Annotated in this window: 14 protein-coding genes; 2 read left to right on the forward strand and 12 right to left on the reverse strand. The window is 55.4% G+C overall.

Annotated features, from left to right (window positions below; all coding sequences use genetic code 11):
- Positions 1-167: 167 nt before the first annotated feature.
- The 8 genes from AO242_RS00620 to AO242_RS00655 all read right to left on the reverse strand — a co-directional run bounded on the left by AO242_RS00620 (position 168) and on the right by AO242_RS00655 (position 9216).
- Positions 168-986, reverse strand: coding sequence for a transglutaminase family protein (locus AO242_RS00620; RefSeq protein ID WP_099267291.1), 819 nt, complete (start codon positions 984-986; stop codon positions 168-170).
- Positions 983-1942, reverse strand: a complete 960-nt coding sequence (locus AO242_RS00625) for an alpha-E domain-containing protein (RefSeq protein ID WP_027898876.1) — start codon at positions 1940-1942, stop codon at positions 983-985. Before AO242_RS00625 ends, AO242_RS00620 begins: the two co-directional genes overlap by 4 nt.
- A 12-nt stretch (positions 1943-1954) precedes the next feature.
- A complete protein-coding gene (locus AO242_RS00630; protein ID WP_027898877.1) occupies positions 1955-3364 on the reverse strand; it encodes a circularly permuted type 2 ATP-grasp protein in 1410 nt (469 codons plus the stop codon).
- Between the two features lie 515 nt (positions 3365-3879).
- Positions 3880-4221, reverse strand: coding sequence for a ribonuclease E inhibitor RraB (locus AO242_RS00635; RefSeq protein WP_027898878.1), 342 nt, complete (start codon positions 4219-4221; stop codon positions 3880-3882).
- A 247-nt stretch (positions 4222-4468) separates the two neighbouring features.
- Positions 4469-4705: a hypothetical protein gene (locus tag AO242_RS00640; RefSeq protein WP_027898879.1), complete on the reverse strand. Its 237-nt coding sequence runs from the start codon at positions 4703-4705 to the stop codon at positions 4469-4471.
- A 607-nt stretch (positions 4706-5312) separates the two neighbouring features.
- Complete coding sequence (locus AO242_RS00645) at positions 5313-7400, reverse strand: LTA synthase family protein (RefSeq protein ID WP_099267292.1); 2088 nt, start codon at positions 7398-7400, stop codon at positions 5313-5315.
- A 355-nt stretch (positions 7401-7755) separates the two neighbouring features.
- Positions 7756-8616: a polyamine aminopropyltransferase gene (gene speE / locus AO242_RS00650; protein WP_099267293.1), complete on the reverse strand. Its 861-nt coding sequence runs from the start codon at positions 8614-8616 to the stop codon at positions 7756-7758.
- A 408-nt stretch (positions 8617-9024) separates the two neighbouring features.
- Positions 9025-9216, reverse strand: a complete 192-nt coding sequence (locus AO242_RS00655; protein ID WP_099267294.1) for a PLDc N-terminal domain-containing protein — start codon at positions 9214-9216, stop codon at positions 9025-9027.
- A gap of 149 nt (positions 9217-9365) precedes the next feature.
- On the opposite strand from AO242_RS00655, the gene AO242_RS00660 reads away from it, so the two are divergent.
- Entirely contained in the window at positions 9366-10292 is a 927-nt protein-coding gene (locus tag AO242_RS00660) for a ZIP family metal transporter (protein WP_099267295.1), read from the forward strand.
- 4 nt (positions 10293-10296) lie between these two features.
- Here the strand turns inward: AO242_RS00660 and AO242_RS00665 are convergent, their stop codons facing one another.
- Both AO242_RS00665 and AO242_RS00670 read right to left on the reverse strand, forming a co-directional pair.
- Entirely contained in the window at positions 10297-10818 is a 522-nt protein-coding gene (locus AO242_RS00665) for a hypothetical protein (protein WP_099267296.1), read from the reverse strand.
- An 85-nt stretch (positions 10819-10903) separates the two neighbouring features.
- A complete protein-coding gene (locus AO242_RS00670) occupies positions 10904-11437 on the reverse strand; it encodes an ankyrin repeat domain-containing protein (RefSeq protein ID WP_099267297.1) in 534 nt (177 codons plus the stop codon).
- A gap of 464 nt (positions 11438-11901) precedes the next feature.
- Here AO242_RS00670 and AO242_RS00675 point away from each other — a divergent pair, with 464 nt between their 5' ends.
- The gene (locus tag AO242_RS00675) at positions 11902-12180 is read left to right on the forward strand and encodes a DUF3509 domain-containing protein (RefSeq protein WP_099267298.1); all 279 of its coding nucleotides are present in this window, start codon (positions 11902-11904) and stop codon (positions 12178-12180) included.
- Positions 12181-12556: 376 nt separating this feature from the next.
- Here AO242_RS00675 and AO242_RS00680 read toward each other — a convergent pair whose 3' ends face one another.
- Together AO242_RS00680 and mtnC are read right to left on the reverse strand one after the other, a co-directional pair.
- A complete protein-coding gene (locus AO242_RS00680) occupies positions 12557-13279 on the reverse strand; it encodes a helix-turn-helix transcriptional regulator (RefSeq protein ID WP_099267299.1) in 723 nt (240 codons plus the stop codon).
- Between the two features lie 270 nt (positions 13280-13549).
- On the reverse strand, positions 13550-14233 hold the full coding sequence (gene mtnC, locus AO242_RS00685) for an acireductone synthase (protein WP_099267300.1): 684 nt from the start codon (positions 14231-14233) through the stop codon (positions 13550-13552).
- Between the last annotated feature and the right edge of the window lie 10 nt (positions 14234-14243).

Genomic DNA, 14243 nt, shown 5'->3' on the forward strand with positions numbered 1-14243 from the left:
TGGAGCACATGGTGGCGCGGCGTAAGGCGGGGGAATAACGAGAAGCGCAGTGTGGGGTCTGGCCAGCCTCGCGAACAAGTTCGCTCCTACCGGTTCAGCACCGTGTCCGGTAGGAGGCAACTTGTTGGCGAGGGGCTTGCATCAATGGCTGATGCCGCCCCTGGCGATCACTGATGCTGGGCTTGCATCATGACCTTCGGTGCGCCAACCATCGGCGACACCAGTACCTTGGCGTGCATCTGTTCGCTGCCACCGCCGCGGCGCATACCGCGTACCGGGCAGGCATCGAGATAATCCAGACCTACTGCCAGTTTCAGGTGACGCTCCGGGATCGCCAGCTGGTTGGTCACGTCAAAGCTGTACCAGGCGTCTTCAATCCACGCCTCAGCCCAGGCATGACTGGAAAGATGTTCGCTGTCTTCGCTGTACAAATAACCGGACACATATCGCGACGGAATCCCGAGGCTGCGTGTACAGGCCAGGAACGCATGGGTGTGGTCCTGACAAACACCTGTCCGTCCCGCAAAGGCCTGCGCTGCGCAAGTATCGACCTCGGTAGACCCCGGCGTGTAGGTAATGTACTGATTCAACGCGTGCATCAGATCAATCAATGCCGTGCGGTCCTTGCGCGTTTTGCACTGCTGACTGGCAAAGGCACGAATGGCTTCATCAGGCTCCGTCAGACGCGTGAAACGCAGGAACGGCAGCGGAGACTGACTTTCATGTTCGGCTTCACGCTTCTCGTCGATTTCAACCTGGCCGCGCGCGCCGATAATGATCGCCTCGTGGGGCTCATCCATGCTCAACACATGCAGGATGTTGCCAAACGGATCGATCTGCGCGCGCACCGGGCGCGGCAGGGTCAGTTGCCAGCTGAGCACTTGCTGGCGCTCGCTGTCGTGCGGTGTCAGACGTAAATACTGGATGCTTGCGCGGACCTGATCCTCATAGTGATAGGTGGTCTCGTGGCTAATTGAGAGTCTCATGCAGCCTCCAGGTAAGAAGTGTGAATAGCGTTACCCAATTGGGCCAGCAAAGGGATGAATTCGTTCAACCACTCGTGCAAGCCCTCCTCCAGTATTTCGTCGATCCCGGTGTAGCGCAGACGTGCATCCAGCTCAGCGGCCAGACGTTGCGCAGGTCGGCCATTGGCGCCCGGCAGGCTGGCAAGGATCTGATCCAGCTCTTCAAGACATGCACTCAGCGAACGGGGTACGTCGGGGCGCAACAAAAGCAGCTCTGCAACATGCCTCGCGGCTGGCGCATCGCGATACAGCTCCGTGTAGGCTTCGAAGGACGACAATGCCCTCAGCAGCGCGCTCCACTGGTAATAACCATGAGCCGAGCTGTCGGCGTCCACATTGGTGTCAGTACCACGCAGCTCGAGCATTTCATAGCGCGCATCGAGCATGCGCATGGTGTTGTCGGCGCGCTCGATGAATATGCCCAGCCGAATGAAACGGAATGCGTCATGACGCATGATCGTGCCATATGTGGCACCACGAAACAGGTGCGAACGCTCCTTGACCCACTCGCAGAAACGACTCATGCCATAACGGGTCAGGCCTTGTTCGGCGATGCCGCGAATCTCCAGCCAGGTGGAGTTGATGTTCTCCCACATGTCCGCGGTGATTCGGCCACGTACCGCATGGGCACTGGCCCGTGCGGCGCCCAGACAGCTGTAAATACTGGCCGGGTTGCTCGCGTCCAGCGCGAAAAAATGCAACAGGCGTTCGGCGTGCAGCTCACCGTGACGCTCCAGGTAATGATCCAGCGTGCCGGTGATGAGCAGTGGCATGGCCAGCTCATCGAGCCCGTCACCCCGCCCATCCTGAGGCATCAAAGACAGCGAGTAACTGACGTCCAGCATCCGCGCGAGGTTTTCGGCTCGCTCCAGATAACGCGACATCCAATACAAATCCGAGGCAGTTCTACTTAGCATTGGCAGGCATCCTTAATCCTCGACCACCCAGGTGTCTTTTGTTCCGCCACCTTGAGACGAGTTCACCACCAGCGAGCCTTCACGCAGCGCGACTCGGGTAAGCCCGCCGGGTACGACGCGGGTTTCACGACCAGAAAGGACAAATGGGCGCAAATCGATATGGCGCGGTGCGATGCCGTTCTCGACAAATGTCGGACAGGTCGACAGGCACAACGTCGGTTGCGCGATGTAAGCGTGTGGCTTGGCTTTGATGCGGGCGCGGAACGACTCGATTTCCGCAGCCGTCGAAGCTGGCCCCACCAGCATGCCGTAACCGCCCGACCCTTGAGTCTCTTTGACCACCAGTTCCGGCAGATTGGCCAGCACATGGGACAGGTCAGCAGGCTTGCGGCATTGCCAGGTCGGCACATTCTGCAAGATCGGTTCTTCATCCAGATAGAAACGGATCATGTCCGTGACATAGGGATAAACCGACTTGTCGTCTGCGACACCTGTACCGATTGCGTTTGCCAACACCACATTTCCTGAGCGATAGGCCGACAGCAGGCCTGGCACACCCAGCATCGAATCAGGGTTAAATGCCAATGGATCGAGGAATGCGTCGTCTAGACGACGGTAGATAACATCCACCGCTTTCGGTCCATCAGTCGTGCGCATGAACACGCGATCATCACGCACGAACAGATCCGCACCCTCAACCAGCTCAACACCCATTTCCCGGGCAAGAAACGCATGCTCGAAAAACGCACTGTTGAAGCGGCCCGGTGTGAGTACAACCACGCTCGGATTATCCAGCGGACTGGAGCTCTTCAACGTGTCGAGGAGCAGATTCGGGTAGTGATCGATAGGCGCAATGCGCTGCGCGGCGAACAGCTCGGGGAACAGCCGCATCATCATCTTGCGGTCTTCGAGCATATAACTCACGCCGCTCGGCGTGCGCAGGTTGTCTTCCAGCACGTAGTAAGTGCCGTCACCATCACGCACCAGGTCGACCCCGGAGATGTGCGAATAAAGGTCGCGGTGCAGATTCAGGCCCTGCATCGCCAACTGGTATTGCTCGTTGGCCAGCACCTGTTCGGCGGGGATAACCCCTGCCTTGATAATCCGCTGCTCGTGATAGAGGTCGGCAAGGAACATGTTCAGCGCCTTGACGCGCTGGATACAGCCTCGCTCAACCACCCGCCACTCGCTGGCCGGAATGCTGCGTGGAATCGTGTCGAAAGGAATCAGGCGCTCGGTGCCCTGCTCATCACCATAGAGCGTGAACGTAATCCCGGCGCGATGAAACAATAGATCGGCTTCACGCCTGCGCTGAGCCAGGAGCTCAGGGGGCGTCTCACCCAACCAACGGGCAAATTCCCGGTAATGCGGGCGGACTATACCGCCAGCATCGTACATCTCATCATAAAAGGTGCGGATCATGCCGTACTCCTTGTCACCACGGACACCAAAGGCCTTCGCAAGGCCCGTGCCATCGGCATAAACGCTTAAATATCAACTGGTTATATAAACATCGAAAGCCCGCCGCACCATTCCTGTGCAAGAAGCTTCCCAACCAGTTCTCCTACGCCTCATTCGGAAGCGTCATTCAACCGCAAAAGCTATGACCAGCATAGCCAGAGTTGATTTCACGAGACGATATCGTTTGTCGATAATCAGCGACATCCGAAACACACCGAATTTGTATGCCCCGTTTCAAGTCGCTGTCGAAAAAAACGAGCGTGATGCCAGTATCGACTTCCAGGCGGGCTGCCCTTACCGAACTTCCCTTTGAGCCACTCACTGAGTGGCTCTTTTTTGTCTGCCATAAACTGAGCCCACACTGGTCACAGCCGACGAATACTCTTTTTTAGGTTTAGAACATACAAACTAAAACCGGCCAATCCCCAGGCATATACCTGGCAATTGACCGGTGATTCAACATGTCATAGCGCGTTTCATGCGTGTAGCCGCCTGATCTCCTGTCTGACTCCCCAACCCTCGACTTCTCCGTCCAGCGGAGTGATCGCAGCCTGGAAATCCTGCTCGAAATCACCGATGCCATCATAAGTCGCGTGCATGACCTTGCTTAGCTGCAGGTGCCAGGCACCGTCATCTCGAACATTGATCTGAGTGTTAAGGGACTCGCCGCGATACTGATCTGCAGCCTGCCTTGCCCGTTCCTCGTCCGGGAAAATGGCGTAGAACTCGATGGGATGGATGCGTGCGAAATCGAAACCGCTTTCTTTCATGCGGCGCAGCACGTTGCTGCTGATGTCCTCTTGATAGGCTGTGCTCATGAAACGTCCTCCTATTCAACGATAGATAGAGTTTCAACATTCCCTGCGCGGCACTCACCGGTAGTACCACTACACAGCAGATACTCTGCTTAACGGGATCAAGCATGTAGCTGACAAGGCCGTGCCTGTTGCCAGACCGGCATCGACATGGAGAGAACGGGAGAAACGCTTCACCCGTCTCACTTGCAGAGTAACCCCATCATTGGTCTTCTGCCAATTCCCGGCGGGGGCAATTTTTTCAATGCGCTCAGAAAACCTCTTTGATCGAGATGATCTGCACAGCGTTGTGTTCTTTCAAAGACTTAGCCGTTGGCTCGGCTATACGGCCGTCCAGGTCATTCATGTCCAGCTCGTCAGCAACCGGAACCAGGATGTGCCGAAGACGCTGGGCGGCCTTCTCATCGCTGGGAAGCTCCTCGGATTCCATCACATGGCTTTGTTGCACACCGTCTTTGTCGAGATACGAAATGTTCCACTGTTTCATCAAGGTCTCCTCGGCAGCCGACAATGCGGCTTACGTGATCTTGACCTTTTGACGCGGGCATTCGTTCACAGGATTTGAATCATTGCAGTGCTTGTTCGTCAGGCTAAAACGCACATTCCCGAGGAGAAGGCCCTGAGTTAATGGCACCACGCGGTCTCACGGTAGACAGACCTGTACAGACTGTGTGAAAACGTAGCGAGCGACGGCAAGACAAGGCGCAACGAGCGAATCAAAACAGCCGAAAAACGGCCGGGGTCGCGTCCGACTCTAGTGTTCTAAATGAGCATTTTTCGGCTGTTTTTAACGCAGTATTGTGCGCGTAGCACCGAAGGTGCCCAGCCTGCAGTAGTTTTCACACAGTCTGTGTAGGAGCGCGCTTGCCCGCGATTCGTTCTGTCAGCCGATGAACATATCGCCTGTGGTGAAGCTATCGCGGGCAAGCGCGCTCCTACAGCTAAAAAACATTCCAAATCATATAGTTGGTTTTTTTGATACGAGTCGCCCGGTTTCAATGGCACCACGCTGTCTGGCGGCAAACGACGATACCTTCGGCCAGACAACAAAAAGCCCCTGCATGAGGGGCTTCTTGGATTACGTCACCAGCAGGTCAATTCTTGCTCGCTTCGACCCCTGCGGTGTTATCCAGCAAGCTCTTGGTCGCCGTTTGCAGGAAGCTGTCGAGCTTGTCGCGCATTTCCTTGGCATCAGGCGCATTCGGAATCACTTCAGCACGCGGCGTACGGCCCAGGGTGTACGACAGAACCTTAGGCTCCATATCCTTGGGCTCAATCAGAATCCGGTCTTGAGTGACCAAAGCAACGGTCTGCTCACCACCCGATGGCTTGATCACACCAAAGCCCGTGTCGCCCGCCGGCAGGTTGAGCAAGTCGCGGCCCCAGCACTGATGACGGGTTTCACCGCCAAGACGACCCATGATCGTGGGCACGATGTCGATCTGGGTTCCTACAATGCTGCTGCGCTGACCAAACTTCTCTTGAACACCCGGAGCGATAATCAACATTGGCACATTGAAGCGCCCGAGATCCATTTCAGTAATCTGCTGATGATTACCGAAACCGTGGTCCCCCACTACAACAAACAGGGTTTCCTTGTAGAACGGCTCTTTCTTGACCTTCTCGAAGAACTGGCCAAGCGCCCAATCTGAATAACGCATCGCAGTAAGGTGTTCGTCCAACGAGCCTTGACCGGTAACTTTCTCGACCGGCAGGTTGGTCGGCAATGCATAAGGTGTGTGGTTGGAAAGGCTTTGAAGCAGTGCATAGAAAGGCTTGCCCTTCTCCGCACGAGCTTTCAACTCCTGCGCGCCGCGATCAAACATGTCCTGATCAGAAACACCCCAGGTCGGATCGGAGAACACTGGATTGACGAAGTCTTCACGACCCACAAAATTGGTCATGCCCTGATTACTGAAGAAACCTGACTGGTTGTCCCAGGCGAAGTTACCGTTATAAACATAGACGTCGTCAAAACCACGGGCACTCAGCAACTGCGGCAAGCCAGACAGCTTGTGTGCGCCTTCAGGCATGCGCATCAGGTACTCGAAAGCCGGCAGATTGGGGAAGCAAGCCATGGTGGCGAACATCCCTTGGTGGGTGTGCGTACCATTGGAGAAGAAGTGATCGAACAACAGGCCTTCTTTGGACAACTTGTCAAAGTAAGGCGTGATGTTCGCCTCATCACCCAACGCGCCCACGGCATGGCCCGCGAAACTTTCCATCAGGATCACAACGACGTTCTTGATTGGCAGCGTATTCTCAACCGGCGGCGTGAAGTCGCGGCGGACAGAAGCAATATCGCCATCTACCAGTTTGTCGTGGCTGGTCAAAAGCATGCCACGCACGATCTGCTCTGCCTCAGCTTCGGGCAAAGTGGCTTTCCAGGCATTATCGCGATGCGATGACATGCTGGCCTTGGCTGCGGCGATCAGCGTCAGGGTGCCATTGAGACCCAGTGTGTTGGCGAAATTGGATTCCGTGGTGTAAGCATCACCCCAGCGCAGGGGCGGCCCCTGACGCAGCGTGCCACGCACGGCAATAACAGCGATCAGCAGGCAAACCACGAATACGCCAATACGCGCATACCAGGGCGCAACGACGCGATTGCTGGCATTGCTGACGCTGAACTCACCACGTGGGCGGGTTGCACGATCAACACCTTTGAATACCAGGCTCAGCAACCAGGTGACCACAGCCCAGGCCAGCAGGTAGCGCACCACCGGGAAGCCGTACCACAACATGCTTAGAACGGTCTTCGGATCCTCCTTGACGTACTGGAACACCAGGCCATTCAAGCGCTGGTGGAACTCGCGGTAGAAGTCCATTTCCATCAGGCCGAGAAACAGCGTGATGCTGGCTACCACAGTCAGCCAGAAACGGAAGAAGCCTCGTGCAGCCATTGCCCGCGCGCTGAATAAAGAGAGCAGCAGCGGAACAAGCAGGTAAACCGTCAGACGCAAGTCGAAACGTATCCCATTGAACAGCGCCTCGACAAATGCAGAGGCCGGTGTATCACCGATCATCTCGCGGTTATAAACCAGCAAAGCGACGCGCAGGAGCGTGTACATGACCATCAGCACCAATGCACTGAGCAGCGTATAGGCCAGGTGCGATTTGACGGTGGGTTGCAGCGAGCGCGACGACGCGTGCTTTGGAATCATAGCGTCCGGTTTAGCCATGTTGTTCTAGGATCCGTTGGATTCAAAGTAAGGTTCGAAAAGCAGTCGCGCCCGGCAATGAATGGGCATTGACGAACGACGGGCGCAAATCTTACGTGATCGCCCGGGATTTAGCAGCGATACACGGCAGATGTTTTACTTTCAGCTGCAGGAAGTCGGGTGAGAAGCGAGAGGAAAGGCGGATGATAAAACCCGGCCACACCATTACCCATAGCTAACGGCTGAAAAGCGCGCGCAATGTTCTATGAAGAGGCGTGAAAATTTTGTAGTGGCGAATCGACGGTAATGGGCGCCCTAGGCATGTTACGCAGGCATCGCTCCCCAGCAGCAGAAGCCTGCGTAACCTTCGCAGAGGTCAGTCGTTGCTGGGTTTGTTCACAGCCTGCAACACGTACTGCGGCAACGCGAACGCGCCGATGTGCACTTCAGGATTGTAATAGCGCGTAACAATGCCGCTGCCTGAGAAACGCTGACGCAAGGTTTCCAGTGGCAACTTGCGATAAGCAGGATCGGTCGCGCCCCAAGCAAACGTCATGGCACCACCGATGTAGGTCGGAATGGCTGCCTGATAGAAATGCCAGTCCGCGAACAGGCCACGCATGCGCCCTGCCGTGGTTTGCACGCCGCTGAGCTGCATGAACGGAGTACCGTTCTGCGTCACCAGAATACCGCCTTCGTTCAGGCAGCGATGGCAGGCCTGATAGAAGTTTTCCGAGAACAATACCTCGCCCGGACCAATCGGGTCGGTGGAGTCGGAAATGATTACGTCGAATTTTTCTTCCGTGGTCGCGACAAAACGCATGCCGTCGTCGATCACCAGATTCAGGCGCGAGTCATCGAACGCACCCTTGGAGTGTTCCGGCAGGAACTCCTTGCACATCTCCACCACGGTGCCGTCGATTTCGACCATGGTGATGTGTTCAACGGTGTCGTGCTTGGCCACTTCACGCAGCATGCCGCCATCACCGCCGCCAATGATCAGTACACGACGGGCTGCGCCATGAGCCAGGATCGGCACGTGGGTCAGCATCTCGTGGTAGATGAATTCGTCAGCTTCGGTGGTTTGAATCACGCCATCCAGCGCCATGACCCGGCCCATGCGCGGGTTCTGGAAAATCACCAGATGCTGATGTTCGGTGCGCACTTCGTGAAGCATTTTTTCAATGCGAAAGCGCTGGCCGTAACCTTCGTACAACGTTTCTTGATAATCGCTCATGGGTAGGTCCCTGATGAATGCTGAAGACAGGACGGCCGGCCGCCCATAAGAAAGGCGCGCATTCTACGTCGCGAAAGATGACAGGTCGAACCTCGGATGATGCAATCACTGAAAACCCTGGGTTTCTGTTAAAAATTCCTGAGTCTGAAGATGCGCATTTTGTAGGAGCTGCCGAAGGCTGCGAAGCGTTTGACCTGATACACCGCTATCGCAGCCTTCGGCAGCTCCTGACACTGCATATAAATCATTGAATGCACGAGATTTTCATGTGGGTGCCGAGCTTGCTCGCGATAAACGATAACGCGGTATGGCTTATGACTGTGTCTCATATATCGCGGGCAAGCCTCGCTCCCACAGGGGATATGCGTGCCTCATGCATCGCGGACAAGCTCCGCACATGGAACCGAGTCAAATCCGCACATTACCCCGCGGGCCAGCGAGGGCCCAGATGACCAGCCCCAGCACCGGCATCAGGACGATCAGCAATATCCAGAGAACCTTGATCCCGGTTTCTGCTCCACTTTTCAGTACGTGGATGACGGCCCAGATGTCGAGAGCCAGAATAATCAGCCCTACCAAACTATTAAACGTCGAACCCATGATGTTGCTCCAGATTGAATACTTGCCGCTTAGGATAGTGGCTTTCCTGCAGGGTTCCGTTGAACCAACAGCATATTTGCAGGTTCCGAATCGGATCAGGTCATTATTTAAACAGTGACCTTCAGATTTTTCAGACAGGTCGGCCAGTCATGCAAACACCCGCACAACCAAGATCGCTCTGGGCCTCATGGTTAGCCCAGGCTCAGTCCACTCCCCTGCTCAGCCTGGGGTTTCTGCTGGTGGTACTGGTCGTCCTCGGGCTTTTCATTGCCAGCGGTTACAACGCTATTTACGGCACTAATCAAGACAACCTGCATTACGCGCTGCTCGGTGGTACCGCGGGTTTCGCGGCGACGGCTTTAGGGGCAGTCGTTGCCGTGGCACTGAGAGAGGTTGCTCAGCGGACTCAGGATGTGATGCTGGGTTTCGCAGCCGGAATGATGCTTGCCGCCAGTTCGTTTTCGCTGATTTTGCCCGGCCTGGCGGCGGCTCGGGAAATAACCGACAGCGGGCCACTCGCTGCAGGCACCGTGGTGCTTGGCCTTGGGCTGGGCGTGCTATTGATGCTTGGCCTGGATAAATTCACCCCTCATGAACACGAAAGTGTCGGCCGCCAGGGCCCTCATTCCGAGCGCATTAACCGGGTCTGGCTGTTCGTGCTGGCAATCACTCTGCACAACCTGCCCGAAGGCATGGCAATTGGCGTCGGTTTTGCCAATGGTGACATGGAGGTCGGGGTACCGCTGGCCACTGCCATTGCGATTCAGGACATCCCCGAGGGCCTGGCTATTGCTTTGGCGTTGCGGGTAACGGGCCTGTCGTCGATGAAGGCCATGCTGGTCGCAGTTGGCTCAGGCTTGATGGAGCCAATCGGTGCGCTGATCGGCCTGGGGATTTCCAGCGGCTTTGCCATCGCTTATCCGGTCAGCCTGGGGCTGGCTGCGGGCGCGATGATCTTCGTGGTATCGCATGAAGTGATTCCGGAAACCCACCGCAATGGCCATCAGACTTCAGCGACCTTGGGGCTGATGGGCGGCTTTGCGGTGATGATGTTCCTCGACACGGCATTGGGCTAGGCAGTTAAAGGCTGCGCAGCGCTTCCAGTGCAGGCGCTGCGTGAATGTTCAATGCAGCACACAACTCAAGCACACGGGCCTGATCATTGCCGTAGATGAGTACCGCCTGCAGTTCGTCATCCAGCGGCTGGCTGAAATTCATCAACACATAACCGCCGTTTTCCTTATTCATGCTGCCCAGCTGAATCTGGATACGATTGAGCGCAACCAGTGCCTCGACCTTGGCCAGTTGTTTGGGCTTGATATTGAACACCACCTCTTTACCAAACGATTCGACAATCTGTGCGAACAAGTCCGTGTAGGTGTCTGCCTGAAACAGCACCGTATCAGGCAAACTGCCCACCACCACCCACTCGCCTAACGGGATCGGAAACGTGTCGTCGTAATTGATATCGGGATTGGCGGCCAGAAACGCCGAAGGATCCGCATAGGCCTGTGCGGCCTCATCAGCAACACGCTCGATATCCTGCTCGCCCATGCAACCCGAACTGATTTTGCCGATTAATTCGATGAGTTGATTCTTCACGGGAGATCCTGATCACGAGCAAAAATAAAGGCGCGAAGGATACCGGCAATTCCTTCGCGCCTCTATCACTTAAGCCGGTAATCGATCAGCCAGCGAGCCGCGCCAGTTGCTCGGCGGTATCTGCGGCCCCCATGGTCTGAGCGGCGGCCAGCGGCGTAACGCCCTTGGCATCGCGAGCATTGGGGTTGGCGCCCTTGCTGATCAGGTAGTCGACAATAGCGGTTCGGTTGAACATGGCCGCCATCATCAGTGCAGTACGACCGTCCGCCGAGGCACCTTCGACTTCAGCGCCGCCATCGACCAGCAATTTGACCACTTCGAGATCACCTTTGAATGCAGCCCCGGCAATCGGGCTTTGACCGTTGTCGTTACGAATCTCCGGATCAGCCTTGTACTTGAGCAGTGCCTGCACGGCATCTTTGTGGCCGTGATAGCTGGCGAGCATCAACAGCGTATCGCCTTTGTGATTGCGCAAATTCGGCGTAAGGCCTTTCTCCAGCAATCTGTCCAGCATTACTGCATCGCCGCGACGGGCGACGTCAAATACCTGCTCGGCAAACTCCAGAGCCTCCTCGTCGTTCATTTGCACAGGTTGATTGCTGGTGTTCTGGTCTGACATGGGTGACTCCCGCAGAAAATAAGGCATGGGCAGAGCAACCGCACGGCAACTCCCTTCTTGCATTTAATGACCGCAAGTCTCCAGAGGCGTTCGTCCAGAATCAAGGTAGATGGCAATTTACTACCCGTCATCGACTAGTGAGGCGTTCACCCCATCTTTTTTATTGGCTGGCCGAATAAAAACCCCATCACGCGGTCGTAGTAATCACGAAACGAGGCACGACCCTACCCGCTGAATCCTTTCTGCTCCCCGCAGCAAAGTTCCCTCGCTGCAAAAAAAAACCTTAAAAAAACCGCAAAATGCAGGATGCCCGGCAGCCATTCATGCATATTGCACGAATCCGTAAAAACAAATTATTTATAAACCATTGTTTTTAAAGGATTTTTTTATAACACAAACACTGGCACAGTCACTGCACTAGTACTACCAAGCTTGTTATCCCATGAGCAATGGAGCCGCTAGACATGACTTTTATCCAAGAGAAATTCGCTTCCGTATTCTCCGAATTCGACGTAACCACTCAGGCCCGCCCGGATGGCGGTGTGCTGCTGTCGTTGCGTAACGGCGAAGGCAAACAGATCCGTCGTTCCATTTCCTACGCTCAGTTGCACACCCCGGTGCAGCTTGAGTGGGTGATCAGCGCGATTCGTCGTGACCTGGCTGGCCAGGCAAGCGACCTGCCCGCGATTTCCATGCTGCAAAGTCAGCACCGCTTTGATCTGCCGACGTATCACACTCGTTGATTTTGAATGTTGACTGTCCGTTTCATGCATCACTGATTCAAACGCTTCGCTCCCTTTGTTTAGCCGTGATTGCCAATTGGCATTCACGGCTTTTTTTTGCTTTGGTGAAAGATCAGGCAGGAGACGACTTGTTGGTGAGGCGGAATCTGTGACTGTGCAAGCCCAATGGTTCGCCGACAAGTTGGCTCTCGTCAAACAAAATGCAATTACCTGGCTTGGAATACTTTTATGTAGGAGCAGCCAAAGGCTGCCAGGCATTTCTCCTGATACACCGCGATCGCAGCCTTCGGCAGCTCCTACAAATCTATGTTTGCTTTGCGACAGCGGTTTGTCATGAACACAATGCGCGCTCCTGCAGGGAACGTCTGATTGTTGCTCACTTGATGATGCCCTGACACAAAGCCTCCCCCACCGCCTGAGCTCTGTTGGAGACCCCGAGCTTGCTGTAGATGCTTCTGAAGTGATATTTGACCGTCGCCTCGGATACTTGCCGGATCGTGGCGATTTCCCAAGCGGTTTTGCCGTCACGCGCCCATTCGAGAATCTCGACTTCCTTCTCGCTCAGCCCTCGAGAGCGCAGTTTCGTCCCTCGCCCTACCAAATGCAGGACCGGAACCAGGCTGGATAACAAATACATATCAGGAGCCTTGAGCGCTCGACTCAATCCGTTGAGTGAACAGATCGAAGTCACCCCCTGAAAACTGCGCGCCGGACTGGTATAGCCGTAGGAACAAGCCGGTGTCAGCGCATGTTTTTCTACGCTCTGTATATAACTGTCAGTGGGTGGATAGCGCTTGAATGCCGCTTTCCAGTCGATAAACCCCAATTGCTCCCGGTAGTGATTGACCACCGGATCGTCCATCAACAGCAATTGACGTCGATAATGCTGACTCCAGGAGCGATCAATGTTGGAGGTCACCAACGTCAGCAGCATTGAGCCCCTGAACTGGCAAAATATCGCCCCTTCGCACTGACACTCCTGGCGTAACCAGTCCAGCGCATTCTCGATAGCCTGATTACTGTCCAGCTCATGAATGCTCCTGACCATCTGTTGTATGAGAGGGTTTTCGGTCGAGTTGATTGATTCAGCACTTCCCATCGCAGTTCGCTCCTTTGTCCAGACACGGCGCAGGGTTTGAATGGTTGTTAGTTGGCTGCGCCAGGGATGGATCGATCAGAAAACTACACGATTAAAAGCTTTGTAGAACAACTCCAGAAACAAACAGGTATTACGCACTCAAGTAAAAGCCTCATCCTACTTTTCAACAGGACGAGGCTTACACGTAATGGCTTGGTATTGGCTGAACAAGTTGAATCGTCTGACCGGCAGCCGCGATTCATTCCTGCAATAGCAGCCGGAACTCAGCGGCTAAAATGCGCCTAGGTCGATGTCGGTGAAGCTGGCAACATTGACGTGCCCCTTCAACTCGCCACCGTCACGCACCAGGCCACACGTAGCCATGCCAGCGGCCTTGGCGGCATCCAGCTCTTCGACGATATCCGACAGGAAAACAATCTCTTCAGCCGGCAAGCCAATCGCCTTGGCGATGTTGCAGTACGACTGCTCCTCGCGCTTGGGGCCCGAGGTGGTGTCGTAATAACCGCTGAACAAGACCGAAAGGTCGCCCGCGTCCGAGCAACCGAAGATCAGTTTCTGTGCCTGAATCGAGCCAGAGGAATAAACGTAAAGCCCATAACCTTGCTGATACCAGCGCTGCAGCGCTTGCACTGCATCGGGATAGACATGGCCCTTGAGCTGACCGGCGTCGTAACCCTGCTCCCAGACCATGCCTTGCAGCGCCTTGAGCGGTGTGGCCTTGCGATCCTCGGCTATCCAGCTCAGGAGAACCTCGATTACCTGCTCGACGTCAGCATCCGGCTGCGCGCTGTCTTCGCGCACTTTTTCCAGCTGTGCGGCGACATCAGAGCGAGAGGCGTGCTCGCGGACAAAATCCGGCAAATGCTTTGCCGCGTAGGGAAACAACACGTCGAAGACAAAACTTACGGCGCTGGTGGTGCCTTCGATGTCAGTCAGGACCGCTTTGATTGTCATGAACTGAATC

It is taken from the genome of Pseudomonas sp. ICMP 561 (genome assembly GCF_002699985.1).
Lineage (GTDB): Bacteria > Pseudomonadota > Gammaproteobacteria > Pseudomonadales > Pseudomonadaceae > Aquipseudomonas > Aquipseudomonas quasicaspiana.

Coding starts and splice junctions, on each gene's coding strand:
- AO242_RS00620 (WP_099267291.1), bottom strand. CDS start 986: ATGAGACTCTCAATTAGCCACGAGACCACCTATCACTATGAGGATCAG.
- AO242_RS00625 (WP_027898876.1), bottom strand. CDS start 1,942: ATGCTAAGTAGAACTGCCTCGGATTTGTATTGGATGTCGCGTTATCTG.
- AO242_RS00630 (WP_027898877.1), bottom strand. CDS start 3,364: ATGATCCGCACCTTTTATGATGAGATGTACGATGCTGGCGGTATAGTC.
- AO242_RS00635 (WP_027898878.1), bottom strand. CDS start 4,221: ATGAGCACAGCCTATCAAGAGGACATCAGCAGCAACGTGCTGCGCCGC.
- AO242_RS00640 (WP_027898879.1), bottom strand. CDS start 4,705: ATGAAACAGTGGAACATTTCGTATCTCGACAAAGACGGTGTGCAACAA.
- AO242_RS00645 (WP_099267292.1), bottom strand. CDS start 7,400: ATGGCTAAACCGGACGCTATGATTCCAAAGCACGCGTCGTCGCGCTCG.
- speE (WP_099267293.1), bottom strand. CDS start 8,616: ATGAGCGATTATCAAGAAACGTTGTACGAAGGTTACGGCCAGCGCTTT.
- AO242_RS00655 (WP_099267294.1), bottom strand. CDS start 9,216: ATGGGTTCGACGTTTAATAGTTTGGTAGGGCTGATTATTCTGGCTCTC.
- AO242_RS00660 (WP_099267295.1), top strand. CDS start 9,366: ATGCAAACACCCGCACAACCAAGATCGCTCTGGGCCTCATGGTTAGCC.
- AO242_RS00670 (WP_099267297.1), bottom strand. CDS start 11,437: ATGTCAGACCAGAACACCAGCAATCAACCTGTGCAAATGAACGACGAG.
- AO242_RS00675 (WP_099267298.1), top strand. CDS start 11,902: ATGACTTTTATCCAAGAGAAATTCGCTTCCGTATTCTCCGAATTCGAC.
- AO242_RS00680 (WP_099267299.1), bottom strand. CDS start 13,279: ATGGGAAGTGCTGAATCAATCAACTCGACCGAAAACCCTCTCATACAA.
- mtnC (WP_099267300.1), bottom strand. CDS start 14,233: ATGACAATCAAAGCGGTCCTGACTGACATCGAAGGCACCACCAGCGCC.